10 protein-coding genes and 1 pseudogene are annotated in these 12,898 nt (G+C 74.3%); 5 read left to right on the top strand and 6 right to left on the bottom strand.

Features of this window, described 5'->3' with window-relative positions:
* Positions 1-57 precede the first annotated feature (57 nt).
* Positions 58-936 carry an IclR family transcriptional regulator gene (locus tag ABEA15_RS16525; protein ID WP_344144698.1) on the top strand — a complete coding sequence of 293 codons (879 nt, stop codon included), beginning with the start codon at positions 58-60 and terminating at the stop codon, positions 934-936.
* A 22-nt stretch (positions 937-958) separates the two neighbouring features.
* Here ABEA15_RS16525 and ABEA15_RS16520 read toward each other — a convergent pair whose 3' ends face one another.
* Entirely contained in the window at positions 959-1,495 is a 537-nt protein-coding gene (locus ABEA15_RS16520; protein ID WP_345557328.1) for a gluconokinase, read from the bottom strand.
* A gap of 127 nt (positions 1,496-1,622) precedes the next feature.
* Between ABEA15_RS16520 and ABEA15_RS16515 the strand changes: the two genes are divergently transcribed.
* Positions 1,623-2,342 (top strand): FadR/GntR family transcriptional regulator, encoded by a 720-nt coding sequence (locus ABEA15_RS16515; protein ID WP_344144694.1) that lies wholly within the window; start codon positions 1,623-1,625, stop codon positions 2,340-2,342.
* 31 nt (positions 2,343-2,373) lie between these two features.
* Here the strand turns inward: ABEA15_RS16515 and ABEA15_RS16510 are convergent, their stop codons facing one another.
* From ABEA15_RS16510 to ABEA15_RS16500, 3 genes and pseudogenes are all read right to left on the bottom strand, one after another.
* Positions 2,374-3,843, bottom strand: a complete 1,470-nt coding sequence (locus tag ABEA15_RS16510) for a GntP family permease (protein ID WP_344144692.1) — start codon at positions 3,841-3,843, stop codon at positions 2,374-2,376.
* Between the two features lie 200 nt (positions 3,844-4,043).
* Entirely contained in the window at positions 4,044-5,087 is a 1,044-nt protein-coding gene (locus tag ABEA15_RS16505) for a glycoside hydrolase family 38 C-terminal domain-containing protein (RefSeq protein WP_345557325.1), read from the bottom strand.
* Between the two features lie 70 nt (positions 5,088-5,157).
* A pseudogene (locus ABEA15_RS16500) lies at positions 5,158-6,945 on the bottom strand (alpha-mannosidase); the annotation flags it as partial.
* Between the two features lie 230 nt (positions 6,946-7,175).
* Here ABEA15_RS16500 and manA point away from each other — a divergent pair.
* Both manA and ABEA15_RS16490 read left to right on the top strand, forming a co-directional pair.
* Positions 7,176-8,354: a mannose-6-phosphate isomerase, class I gene (manA, locus tag ABEA15_RS16495; protein ID WP_344144688.1), complete on the top strand. Its 1,179-nt coding sequence runs from the start codon at positions 7,176-7,178 to the stop codon at positions 8,352-8,354.
* Between the two features lie 113 nt (positions 8,355-8,467).
* On the top strand, positions 8,468-8,842 hold the full coding sequence (locus tag ABEA15_RS16490; protein ID WP_344144686.1) for an FKBP-type peptidyl-prolyl cis-trans isomerase: 375 nt from the start codon (positions 8,468-8,470) through the stop codon (positions 8,840-8,842).
* A gap of 85 nt (positions 8,843-8,927) precedes the next feature.
* On the opposite strand, the gene ABEA15_RS16485 is transcribed toward ABEA15_RS16490, so the two are convergent.
* The gene (locus tag ABEA15_RS16485) at positions 8,928-10,103 is read right to left on the bottom strand and encodes an acyl-CoA dehydrogenase family protein (RefSeq protein WP_344144684.1); all 1,176 of its coding nucleotides are present in this window, start codon (positions 10,101-10,103) and stop codon (positions 8,928-8,930) included.
* 203 nt (positions 10,104-10,306) lie between these two features.
* Here ABEA15_RS16485 and ABEA15_RS16480 point away from each other — a divergent pair, with 203 nt between their 5' ends.
* The gene (locus ABEA15_RS16480) at positions 10,307-10,954 is read left to right on the top strand and encodes a TetR/AcrR family transcriptional regulator (protein WP_344144682.1); all 648 of its coding nucleotides are present in this window, start codon (positions 10,307-10,309) and stop codon (positions 10,952-10,954) included.
* 117 nt (positions 10,955-11,071) lie between these two features.
* On the opposite strand, the gene ABEA15_RS16475 is transcribed toward ABEA15_RS16480, so the two are convergent.
* Positions 11,072-12,526 (bottom strand): rhamnulokinase, encoded by a 1,455-nt coding sequence (locus tag ABEA15_RS16475; protein WP_345557322.1) that lies wholly within the window; start codon positions 12,524-12,526, stop codon positions 11,072-11,074.
* Positions 12,527-12,898: the final 372 nt, after the last annotated feature.

Here is a 12,898-nt window from a genome sequence, read left to right as displayed (position 1 = left end):
CCAAGTCGTTCGGGCGTGTCCAGGGAGTGTCAAGAATCGACCACTATCGTGGTGTGCATGGCTTCCAACGACCACCGCGCAGGAAAGAGTCAAAGCACCCTTGATCCGGACCGGGTCGAGCGGGGGTCGGGCGGTGAAGCGGAGTCGGCCAAGTCTGGCTCGGGCAGCAACGGGGCGCCCGTCCAGTCGGTCGACCGGGCGATCACTGTTCTGGAGATACTCGCTCAGCACGGCGAAGCCGGGGTCACCGAGATCGCGGCCGAGCTGGGCGTACACAAGTCCACGGCGTTCCGGCTCGTAGGGGCCCTGGAGCGGCGCGGACTCGTCGAGCAGCCGGGGTTGCGCGGCAAGTACCAACTCGGGTTCGGCATCATCCGGCTGGCCGGCACCATGGCCGCCGGACTCGACCTCACCCAGCAGAGTCGGCGCGTCTGCGAAGATCTCGCATCCGATCTCGGTGAGACGGTGAACATCGCCATACCCAGCGGAGACATGGTCGTCAACATCGACCAGGTCCGCGGGGCCTCGGCGATCGTCAGCCAGAACTGGATCGGCCGGCAGAACCCCCTGCACACGACCTCCACCGGCAAAGTGCTGCTGGCCTACATGCGGGTCCCCGACCAGCGTCGGGTACTGCGCGGGCCACTGGAGCGGCTCACCCCCCACACAATCACCGACGCCGACTCCCTGCAGGCCGAGATCGACGAGATCCTCCAACGGGGATTCGCCAAGGCGGTCGAGGAGCTGGAGGTGGGCCTCAACGCGGTAAGCGCGCCGATCCGCGGGCTCACGGGCGAGGTCATCGCCGCTCTCAGCGCGTCAGGCCCCTCGTACCGGATGGAGGAGGACAAGCTCCCCGCCATCGGCGAGGCGGTCTGCAAGGCCGCCGTGGAGATCTCGATCCGCATGGGACACATGGAAACCGCCGACTCCTGACCTGCACCGGCCCGCCGCCGGCCTACTCTCGCGAGTCGGACTCGCGGCCCAGCGCGCCGGCTACGATCCGGGCGGCGCGCTCGACGACCTCCTCGACGGGGGGTGCGATATCGAGCGTGGCGCCCGGTTCGTCGTCGGCGAGGGGCTCCAGGGTGGACTTCTGGGAGCGCAGCAGGGTCTCGGGCATGAAGTGGCCCTTGCGCTCGCGCAGCCGCGCGGCGATGAGCTCGATGGACCCGTCCAGGTGCAGGAAGCGGACGTCGGAGGCCGCCGCGCGCAGCACGTCGCGGTAGCTGCGCTTGAGTGCGGAGCAGGCCATGAGGGTCGACTCTCCGCGGCCGTCGTGCTCGGCGATCCACGCGGCCAGCGACTCCAGCCACGGCTGCCGGTCCTCGTCGGTGAGCGCGGTTCCGGCCGACATCTTGGCGACGTTGGCGGCGGGGTGGAAGTCGTCCGCCTCGGCGAAGGGCAGGTCCAGGCGCTGCGCGAGCGGCTCGGCGACGGTGCTCTTGCCCGTGCCCGAGACCCCCATGACGACGAAGTGCGTGCCGTGTGCCATTCCTTGCTCCAACCGTGCGGATCTGTGAACGCGCCCTGTACGCGTCCTAATAGTGTTACCAATGAATCGCCGACGTGCTGCGGGCGCCCCCGTGCCCTCGCAGCCGCTGCAGGGCCGAAGGAGACACATGAGCGCCGCCCCCGATCACCGGACCCTGCACAACCGCGTCCTCGCGGAGGTCGGGCCCGCCATCGCCGCGGGCGAATACGAGCCCGGGGCCGTTCTTACCCTGGACCGGCTGGCCCAGGGCTACGGCGTGTCCCGGACCGTGGCGCGCGAGGCCGTGCGCGTCCTGGAGTCCATGCGCCTGGTGGTCAGCCGCCCGCGTACCGGAGTGCGGGTGCGCCCGCCCGAGGAGTGGAGCGTCCACGACCCCCAGCTGATCCGGTGGCGGCTGGCCGGACCCGGCCGGATGGGCCAGCTGCGCTCGCTGACGGAGCTGCGCGCCGCCGTGGAGCCGCCCGCCGCCGCCTTCGCCGCCCGCCGCGCGACCCCCGCCGACCGCGAGTTCCTGGTGGAGCTGAACGGGCGCATGGTCGCCACCGGGCGCAGCGGCGACCTGGAGGCCTTCCTGCGCCTGGACATCGAGTTCCACCGCAGCATCCTGGAGATGTCGGGCAATGAGATGTTCGCCGGGCTCACGGGCGTGGTCTCGGAGGTGCTGACCGGCCGCACCGAGTACGACCTGATGCCGCGCCGGCCCCGGCCCGAGGCGCTGCGCCTGCACACCCACGTCGCCGACGCGATCGGAGGCGGCCTGGCCGATGTGGCCCAGGCCGCCATGCGCGCGATCGTCGACGAGGTCGTGTCGGCCCTGGAGGACGAGGAGGCCGCGGACTGCGGCTGAGCGGGGGCCGTCCTCCAGGGCGCCTGCCGGTCTACAGGACCAGGCTCAGCAGCGCCGCCAGCACGAAGCCGACGGTGCCGATCAGCGTCTCCATCACCGTCCACGTGCGCAGCGTGGTCTTGACGTCCATCCCCAGGAACCGGCCGACCAGCCAGAACCCGGAGTCGTTGACGTGGGAGAGCACGGTGGAGCCGCAGGCGATCGCCACGACGATCAGCGACAGGTCGATGGTGCTCAGGCCGCCGGAGGAGGCCACCAGCGGGGCGATGAGCGCGGCCGTGGTCGTCAGCGCGACCGTCGCCGACCCCTGGGCCACGCGCAGGCACGCCGCGATCACGAACGCGGCCAGGATCACCGGCATGCCGGTGGACTCCAGGCTGTCGGCGAGCGCGTTGCCGATGCCGCTGATCTCCAGCACACCGCCGAACATGCCGCCGGCGCCGGTGATGAGGATGATCGAGCAGACCGGCGCCAGCGAGTCGTTGGCGAGCTTCTCCAGGTAGGAGCGGGAGAAGCGGCCCGGGGCGAGCGCCACCATGGCCACCACCGTGGTGATCAGCAGGGCGATGGGCGTCTGGCCGATGAGCACGGGCGCCTGGACCCAGAGGGCGTCGCCGGGCACGGCGCCGGTGGCGCTCAGGGTGGTCAGGCCGGTGTTGGCGAAGATGAGCAGCATCGGCAGCAGCAGGATGCCCAGCACCGTCGCCAGGCGCGGTGCGTCCTGGGGCACGGAGTCGCCGGCGGGCGCGGTCCGGGTGGCGGTCTTGGCGGCGGTACCGCCGCCCGTGCCGCCGGAGGTCGGCTCCGGGGCGGCGTCGCCGCCCTCGGGGGAGGCGGCGCCGAACTCGGCGGGGGCGGGCAGGTGGAAGCGCCGACCGGCGTAGAGCGAGTAGAGGTAGCTGGCGATGTACCAGGTCGGCACGGCCAGCACCAGGCCCACGATCAGCGTGACGCCCATGTCGGCGTCGATCTGCCCGGCGGCGGCCACGGGGCCGGGGTGCGGCGGCACGAAGGCGTGCATCACGGCGAAGGCGCCCGCGGTGGGCAGCGCGTAGAGCAGCACGGAACCGCCGAGGCGGCGCGCGACGCTGAAGACGATCGGCAGCATGACGATCAGTCCGGCGTCGAAGAAGATCGGGAAGCCGAAGATCAGGGAGGCGACGCCCAGTGCGAGCGGCGCGCGCTTCTCCCCGAAGGCGCGGATCAGGGTTCCGGCGAGCACACCGGCGCCGCCGGTGACCTCCAGGAGCCGGCCGATCATCACGCCCAGGCCCACCAGTAACCCGACGCTGGCGAGCGTATCGCCGAAGCCGTAGAGCATGGTGGGCACGACGTCGTCCAGCGGGATGCGGGTGGCCAGCGCGACGCCCAGGCTGACCAGGACGAGCGCGACGAAGGCGTGCAGCCGCGCCCAGATGATGAGTGTCAGGAGCACGGCGATCGATGCGGCCGCTATCAGCAGCAGCGGCACCGTGCCGTATGCGGGGTCAATCGGTTCCACGGGTTCCTCCGGGAATGGGGACGAGGCCGGCGCGCGATGTGACGTGCGCCAAGACGGCTGGCGGCAATGGTAATACCATTTGTGAGTACGTGTGATCCTCCCCGTTCGGAATTGTTATCCGACGCGGCCGTCGGCCGTCGGCGCCGGTCGCGGGGCGGTCGCCCGCTCAGGGCGTCGGCATCCCCGGCGCGGGCGGGCTTTCAGCCCCGCGCCAGCCGCAGGGTGAGGATCTGGAACGGGCGCAGGGCGAAGGCCACCCAGTCGCCGGAGACCTCGATCGGGCTCTCCTCCACCGGCTCCTCCAGCAGGTCCACCGCGACCGCGCCGGCCAGCGGGAACGACGCGCGCAGCGCGCCGCGGGCGCGCGCCCCGTGCGCCTCGTACAGCCGCACCACCACGTCGCCCGAGCGGTCCTCGGCCAGCTTCACCGACTCGGCCACCACGCCCGCGCCCTCCGCCGCCACCAGCGGCGCCACGTCGGCGCCTCCGGGCACCGCGCGCTCGGGAAGGTTGAGCCGGTAGCCCTCGCGCACCGCATCGGCGACGCCGGCGCCCGGCACCAGCGCGTAGGAGAAGGCGTGCCGGCCCTGGTCGGCCTCGGGGTCGGGGAAGCGCGGCGCCCGCAGCAGCGACAGCCGGAGCACGGTGGTGGTGCCGCCGTCGCGGCGAACGGCGCGGTCGACGTCGTGGCCGTAGGTGGAGGCGGTCGCCAGCGCGTGGCCGTAGCCCGGCTCGCCCGCGCGCACCCACCGGTGCCCGCAGGCCTCGAACCGGGCCGCGTCCCAGGAGGTGTTGGTGTGGGCCGGGCGGTGCACATGGCCGAACTGGATCTCGGCCGCGACCTCGTGCGCGCGCACGTCCAGCGGGAACGCCGCCTTGAGGAAGCGCTCGCGCTCGTGCCAGTCGACCTCGGTGGTGAAGTCCACCCGCACCGACCCGCGCTCCAGCGCGACGACCTGGCGGGCCGTCGAGGAGCCGAAGGAGCGGACCGCCTCCACCGCCGCCCCCTCGGGCCCCTCGCGCAGCACCCGCACCGAATCGGCGGCGGTGACGTCGGAGGCGATGCGCCGGTAGAAGGCGTCGACATCCCAGGCGTCCCACGCGTTGGGCAGGTCGCGGTGGATCTGCAGCAGGTTGGCGGCCGCGCCCGGCGCCAGGGCCTCGCGGCCGGTCGCCGCCTCCACGACCGACGTGACCAGACCCCGCGCGTCCACCGCCACCCGCAGCAGCCCGTTGTCCAGCACGTGGCCCGCCGTCGGCGATCTCCTCCAGCTCCGCCGTGATCTCGGCGTAGGCCCGCGCCGCCTCGCGGTGCACCCAGGCGATCGAGGTGCCCGGCAGGATGTCGTGGAACTGGTGCAGCAGCACCCGTTTCCACAGCGCCTCCAGCCGCTCGTAGGGGTAGCGGTAGGCGCCGGGGTCCGCGCCCGCGGTGCGCACGGCCGCCGTCGCCGCCCACAGCTCGGCCTCGCGCAGCAGGTGCTCGCTGCGCCGGTTGCCCTGCTTGGTGCGCGCCTGGCTGGTGTAGGTGCCCCGGTGCAGCTCCAGGTACAGCTCGCCCAGCCACACCGGGGCCAGGTCGGCGTACTCCGCCTCGGCGGCGGTGAAGAACGCCGCCGGGCTCTCCAGGCGCACCCGCGGAGAGCCCTCCAGGTCCGCCGTGCGCGCCGCCCGCGCGAGCATCTCGCGGGTGGGTCCGCCGCCGCCGTCGCCGTGGCCGAACGGCACCAGCGAGCGCGAGGCCGGTCCGGCGTCGCGGAACCCGCGCGCGGCGTGCGCCAGCTCGTGCCCGGTCAGCTCGGCGTTGTAGGTGTCCACCGGCGGGAAGTGGGTGAACACGCGGCTGCCGTCGATGCCTTCCCACCAGAAGGTGTGGTGCGGGAAGGCGTTGTCGGCGTTCCACGACAGCTTCTGGGTGAGGAACCAGCGCGACCCCGACAGCCGCACCAGCTGCGGCAGCGCGGCCGAGTAGCCGAAGGAGTCGGGCAGCCACACCTCGCGGGTGTCGACCCCCAGCTCGTCGCGGAAGAACCGCCTGCCGTAGGCGAACTGGCGGGCCAGCGCCTCGGAGCCGGGCATGTTGGTGTCGGCCTCCACCCACATCCCGCCCACCGGTGCGAACCGGCCTGCGCGCGTGTGCTCGCGCAGCCGCGCGAACAGTGCGGGGTGGCTCTCCTTGAGCCAGGCGAACTGCTGGGCCTGCGACATCGCGTAGACGAACCCGTGGTCCTCATCCATCAGCGCGGTGGCGTTGGCGACGGTGCGCGCGACCTTGCGCACCGTCTCGCGCAGCGGCCACAGCCACGCCGAGTCGATGTGGGCGTGTCCCACCGCCGAGATGCGGTGCGCGCTCGCCTCGGCCGGGTCGGCCAGCACCGGTGCCAGCAGCTCGCGGGCCAAGGCGGCCGTGCCGGCCGGGTCGGTCGGGTCGAGCACGTCCAGTGCCCGTGACAGGGCGGTGCGGATGCGCGCCCGGCGCGGCGACCTCTCGGGCAGCTCCCGCATCAGCTGGCCCAGCACCTCGGCGTCCATGCTCAGGCCCCACACCTCGGCGTCGAAGACCGCCAGGTCGGCCCGGCGCAGCCGGTACAGCGGGTCGGCACCGGCGGTGGCCGGATCGCCCAGCGGCGTCGGGGCGAAGCCGTCCGGCCCGAGGACCACCGGGTTGGCCGCGGCCTCCACCCGCAGGTCGACCCGCTCGCCGCCGCGCGCCGGCGCGGCGACCCGCACCCACCGGTTGCGGGGGTTGAGCCCCTTGAGCGGTGTGCCGTCGGGGAGGTGCACGAGCCCTTCGGCGCAGAACCCGGGCCGGTCGGGGTCGAATCCCAGGTCCAGGACCGCCTCCACCGTGCGCTCCGCCCACTCGGCGGGCACCCGGCCGGTGAAGCGGAACCAGGTGGTGCCCCACGGCGGTCCCCACGCCTGCCCGACGGCGGCGGGGGAGTAGGGCGCCGCGACGCCCTCGGCGGCCGGAACCGGCCCGCCGGGGGCGTCCCAGCGCTCCACGGTCAGCGGGACGGCGGCCGAATAGACCGCGGCCCACAGGCGTTCGCCCAGCACACGGGTGAGGCGGCGGTCGAGTCGGGCGTACTCGTCGTGCATGCGGCGCTCCGTCTGCCTGGGCGGCGGCCTTCCGGTACGCTCTCCGCCCCCGACCGGGAAGTCAAGGTGCACGCCGCGCGGTTCGATACGTTGGACCGCGCGGCGCGGCGCACGGGTGGTGCCAGCACCACCCCCGGTTGAAGGGGCGGCCGGACTGACGCGGCGGTGCCCGGTCGAGCAGACTGAAACCGACGGGACACCGGCGTAGGAGAACGGGAAGAGCAGGGCGGATGCACAGGCTGATCAACCAGGTACGCCCGTACCCGTGGGGGGCGCGGACCGCCATCCCCCGGCTGCTGGGCATCGAGCCCGACGGGCGGCCCCAGGCCGAGCTGTGGCTGGGGGCGCACCCCGGCGCGCCCAGCACCGTCATCACCCCCGAGGGCCCCTCCTCCTTCGACGACGTCATCGCCGCCGCACCTAAGGAGATGCTGGGCGAGCGCACCGTCGAGCGGTTCGGCGAGCGCCTTCCGTTCCTGCTGAAGGTGCTGGCCGCAGAGGAGCCGCTGTCGCTGCAGGTCCACCCCGACTCCGCCCGCGCCCGCGCGGGCTTCGCCGCCGAGGAGGCCGCCGGCATCCCGGTCACCGCTCCCCACCGCAACTACCGCGACCCCTTCCACAAGCCGGAGCTGGTCCTGGCGCTGGAGCCGTTCGAGGCCCTGTGCGGGTTCCGCGACCCGGCGGCCGCGCGCGCCGACCTGGACGGGCTGACGTGCGAGTTGGCCGGGCGGCTGCGCGCCGACCTCGCGGCCGACGGTGTGCACACCGCTCTGCGCGCCGCGCTGACCCGACTGCTCACGCTGCCCGGGGACGTGCGTGAACAGCTGGTGGGAGCCTTCGTGGCCGAGTGGAAGCGGCTGGGCTCGGGCGCCCACCACGACACCATCGTGGAGCTGGCCGAGCTGTACCCGGGCGATCCCGGAGCTGTCGCGGCGCTGCTGCTCAACCGCGTCAGCCTGCGCCCGGGCGAGGCGCTGTTCCTGCCCGCGGGCAACGTCCACGCCTACCTGCGCGGTACGGCGGTGGAGGTCATGGCCGGCTCCGACAACGTGCTGCGCGCCGGGCTGACCGGAAAGCACGTCGACACCGCCGAGGTGCTGTCGGTCGTGGACTTCTCCGTGCTGCCCATCCCCTTCACCGGTCCCGTGCCCGACCGCGGGCGCACCGAGTTCCGCCCCGGTGTCGCGGAGTTCGCGCTGGCCACCGCCGGGCCGGGGCCCATCAGCACCCGGCTGGACGGGGGCGCACCCTCGGTGGTGCTGTGCCTGGACGGATCGGCCGACCTGGTCGCGGAGTCCGGCGAGGTCCTGGCGCTGGGGCGCGGCGAGTCGGTGTTCGTGCCGGCGTGCTGCGGGCGGGTCACCGTGCGCGGGGACGGCCACCTGGTGGCGGCCACGGTCGGCGACTGACGCGCCTGCGCGGGGACGCCGCGGGGCCGTGCGCGCCGCGGGGCGCGGGTCGCCGGTCCGCCGGGCCGCCGGTACGCTGAGACATTCATCCCGACCCTGGCGAGGAGTGCCCCATGACGCTCGAACGTCCGCGAGTCGACGTCGCGCCCGGTCCGCCGCCGACCGATCTGGAGGTCGCCGACCTGGCCATCGGAGAGGGCGGTCAGGCCGGGCACGGCGCCACCGTCGACGTGCACTACGTCGGTGTCTCCCACTCCACGGGCAAGGAGTTCGACGCCTCCTGGAACCGCGGCGAGCCGCTCAGCTTCGTGCTGGGCGGGCGCCAGGTGATCGAAGGCTGGGAGCAGGGCGTGCTGGGCATGCGCGTGGGCGGCCGCCGCCGGCTGGTCATCCCGCCCCACCTGGCCTACGGCGACCGGGGCGCCGGCGGCGTCATCAAGCCGGGCGAGACCCTGGTGTTCGTGGTGGACCTGGTGGGCGTGAGCTGAGGGACCGCGCGGCCGGTGCCGCCGGCGCGGGCCGGCGGCACGGCACCGACGCGGATGCCGCCCGCCGGCGCATGCGCGGCGCGCCCTAGCGCAGCGTCCCGCCCACCGTGACACGGCCCTTGAGCAGGTCGCGGGCGATGGTGCGGCGCTGGATCTCGTCGGTGCCCTCGAAGATGCGCAGCAGCCGCAGGTCGCGGTACCAGCGCTCGATGGGCAGCTCGCGCGTGTAGCCCATGCCGCCGTGGATCTGCATCATCCGGTCGACGATCTCGTTGGCCTTGACGCCGCCGAACAGCTTGGCGATCGACTGGGCGTGGCGGGAGTCGCGGCCCTGGTCGACCTGCCAGGCCGCGTGCAGCACGAGCAGCCGCAGCGCCTCGATCTCGGTCTCGGAGTCGGCGATCATCCACTGGATGGCCTGGCGCTCGGCGATGGCGGCGCCGAAGGTCCGGCGGGTCCGGGCGTAGTCGAGGCTCATCTGGAGCATCCGCTCGCAGCCGCCCAGCGCGCGGGCCGGCAGCAGATAGCGGCCCTTGCCGATCCACTGCATCGCCAGCTCGAAGCCCTTGCCGACCTCGCCCAGCACGTTGGCCTCGGGCACGCGCACGTCGTCGAAGACCAGCGAGGCCGGGCGGCGCTCGCCCATGGTGTCGATGGGCTCGGAGGTCCAGCCGGACTCGCGGTCGGCCAGGAAGCAGGTGACGCCGCCGTCGGCGCCGAGCTCGGGGTCGGTCACCGCGAAGACCAGCGCGAAGTCGGCCTCGCAGCCGCCGGTGATGAACGTCTTCTCGCCGTTGATCACCCACTCCGGTCCGTCCTTGACGGCGCGGGCGCGGATCGCCTTCGCGTCGGAGCCGGCGCCGGGCTCGGTGATGGCGAAGCACGAGCGGCGCTCGCCGGCGATCGTGGGCAGCAGGTAGCGCTTCTGCTGCTCCTCGTCGGCGTGGAAGAGGATGTTGTCGGCCTCGCCGCCGAACTTGAAGGTCAGGAAGGTGCGGCCGAGCTCGGTCTCGATGAGCGCGGCGGTGACCGCGTCCAGGCCCATGCCGCCGTACTCCACGGGGGTCTGCACACCCCAGAAGTCGGACTTGCGCGCCAGCTCCCGCAGTCCGCGCGCCTCGTCGGCGTCCAGCCCCGGTGCGGCGCCCTCGCGTTCGCGGCGCAGCACGTCGTTCTCCAGCGGCATGATCTCGCGCTCGACGAAGGTGCGCACCCACGCCCGGATCTCCCGCTGCTCCTCGCTCAGCCCGAAGTCGACCATCCGCCCCAGCTCCCCAATTTACCTAACACTGTTCGGTTTTGAGCGTAGGTGCTGCCCGCGTCCGCGCGCAAGCCGCCCTCGCGGCCGCGGGGGCGGCGCGGGCCGGCGGGCGCCCGCGCCCTGCGCGCACCCGTGCGGCGTGGCAGGATCGCCTCAGGCCGAAGCGCCGCCGAACGCGGCGCGAGCCCACGACGGGAGGACACGTGGCCCGACCCAGGACGCCGATGCTGAGCGTGAGCGGCATCCGCAGCGCCGCGCTCGCACTCATCGACCGCGACGGCCTGGAGAGCCTCTCCATGCGCAGGCTGGCCCAGGAGCTGGACGTGCAGGCGGCCTCGCTCTACAGCCACTACCGCACCAAGGAGGACCTGCTCGCCGACATCGCCAACGAGATCATGGCCGAGGTGGACGTCTCGGGGTTCGAGTCCGGCGACTGGCGGCGCGGCCTGACGGTGTGGGCCCGCTCCTACCGCGCGGCGCTGGCGGCCCACCCCCACCTGGTGCCGGTCGTCGCCGCGGGACCGGGCCGCCGCGAGGCGGCGCTGCGCCGCGCCGACGCCGTCCACGGCGGGCTGGTCGCGGCCGGCTGGCCGCCGCGCCACGCCACCATGATCGGCGCCTCGACCAAGTACCTGGTGGTGGGGGCGGCCATCAACTCCTTCGCCCGCGGCTTCGACGCCGACGTGCAGGTCTACCGCGACCGCTACCCCAACCTCTCCCAGGCGCACCGCCTCGCCGAGCACGCCGCCGAGATCGACGCCGACAGCTTCGAGTTGGCGCTGTCGGCGTTCCTCGACGGCCTCGGCCAGACCTTCGCCGGGTTGGCGCGCGACGCCGGTACCGGTGCGTAGCGCGAGTGCTACCGCGGCCCGCCGGTGCCGGGCGGCGCCGCAGGCAGCGGCGGGCGGTCGGCGCCGATGCGGGTGCCCGCAGCGCCGTGCACCTGCCCCGGCGCGACGGCGGCGCGGCTACTCCAGGCCGAGGCGGGCGGCCGCGGCGTCCCACCCGGCGGTGCCGGCCGGCTCGTAGCGGCGCGGGCGCTCGGCCGCGTGGACCAGGCGCCGCAGGTCGCCGTGGGAGGCGCCCGGAAGGGCCGCGCGCGCCTGGACCACCAGGTTGCCGATGGCGGTGGCCTCGACCGGCCCCGCCTCCACCGGAAGGCCCAGCGCGTCGGCCGTCCACTGGCACAGCAGCTCGTTGCGCGCGCCTCCGCCGACCAGGTGCACGACCTCGATGTCCCGGCCGGCCAGCGCGCAGGCGCGCCGCAGCGTGTCGCGGTGGGCCAAAGCCAGGCTCTCCAGGACGCAGCGCAGCAGGCCGCCGCGGTCCTCGGGCACCGGCTGGCCGGTCGCGCGCAGGTGCTCGGCGATGCGCGCGGGCATGCCGCCCGGCACCAGGTAGCGCGGGTCGCCGGCGTCGATCAGGGCGGCGAACGCGGGCGCGGATCCCGCCTCCTCCATCAGCCCGGGCAGCGCGGAGTCGTCCAGGCCCCAGTCGCGCAGGCACTCCTGGACCAGCCACAGCCCCATGATGTTGCGCAGGAAGCGGGTCGTGCCCTCGACGCCCAGCTCGTTGGTGAAGTTGGCCGCGCGCGCCGCCTCGGTGGTCACCGGCGCGCCCAGCTCCAGGCCGGCCAGCGACCAGGTGCCGCACGAGACGTAGCCGAAGCGCTCGGTGCGCGCGGGCACCGCGGCCACCGCCGATGCGGTGTCGTGCGAGGCGACCGCCGCGACCTCGGTGCCGGCGGCCAGACCGGTGTGCTCGGCCGGTCCCGGCAGCAGGGTGCCGATGCGCTCGCCGGGGGCGCGCAGTTCGCCTAGGAGCGCGACGTCGATGCCGGCCGCCTCGGCCAGCGGCGCCGACCAGCGGCGGGTGGCGACGTCGAGCAGTCCGGTCGTCGAGGCGTTGGTGACCTCGGTGCCGCGCTCGCCGGTCAGCCAGTAGCCCAGCAGGTCGGGGATGAGCAGCAGTGCGTGCGCGGAGCGCAGCTGCGCCGTGCCGCGTGCCGCCGCGAGCTGGAAGACGGTGTTGAAGGGCAGGTACTGCAGCCCGTTTCGGGCGTAGAGCTCCGCGGCGCCGAACCGCTCGACGAAAGCGGGTGCGGCGCCGTCGGTGCGGGTGTCGCGGTAGTGGTGGGGCAGCCCCAGCAGCGCGCCGGAGTCGTCCAGCAGGCCGTAGTCGACGGCCCAGGAGTCGATGCCGACCGAGCGCGGGGCGTGGCCTGCGACGGCCCGCAGGCCGTCGAGCACGCCGTTGTAGAGCCCGCCGATGTCCCAGTGCAGCCCGCTGGGCAGGCGCAGCGGGCGGTTGGGGAAGCGGTGCACCTCGGTCAGCGCGAGCTCGTCGGGGCCGACGCGGCCGACGACGACGCGCCCACTGGAGGCACCGAGGTCGACAGCGGCGAAGACGTCGGAGTGGGACACGGCGGGCCTTTCCGAGTAGGGGCGGCAGGGGAGGGGCGGCAGGGCCGCCGGTCGGTCTGTGCGGGGAGCAGCGCAGGGGCGGGGTGCCCCGGGCGGGTGGTGCGGGCGGGCGCGGAGGGAGCGGGGCGGCCATCGGGGCCGGCGGGCGACGGCCGTCCACAGCCGCGGAACCGGAGTGGCGGACGCGGGCCGGCGCGGGCTTTACTTGAGATCAGGGGGTCCCCCCGCGAGCGCGCCCCGCCCTGTCCGCTCGGCGGGGCGGCGGCTGGGCCTGCCCGGAGTCGGACGGTCCGCGCCGCATCGCCACGCCGCCCCACCCCGCCCCGGCCCCCGACGCGCGTGCGCGGTGCGGCGGGGGCCGGAGCGAAGTCG

Source organism: Streptomonospora halophila, from assembly GCF_039542725.1.
GTDB classification, from domain to species: Bacteria; Actinomycetota; Actinomycetes; order Streptosporangiales; family Streptosporangiaceae; genus Streptomonospora; species Streptomonospora halophila.
The sequence above is the reverse complement of the archived record's forward strand: the minus strand, read 5'-3'. Positions and strand labels throughout refer to the sequence as shown.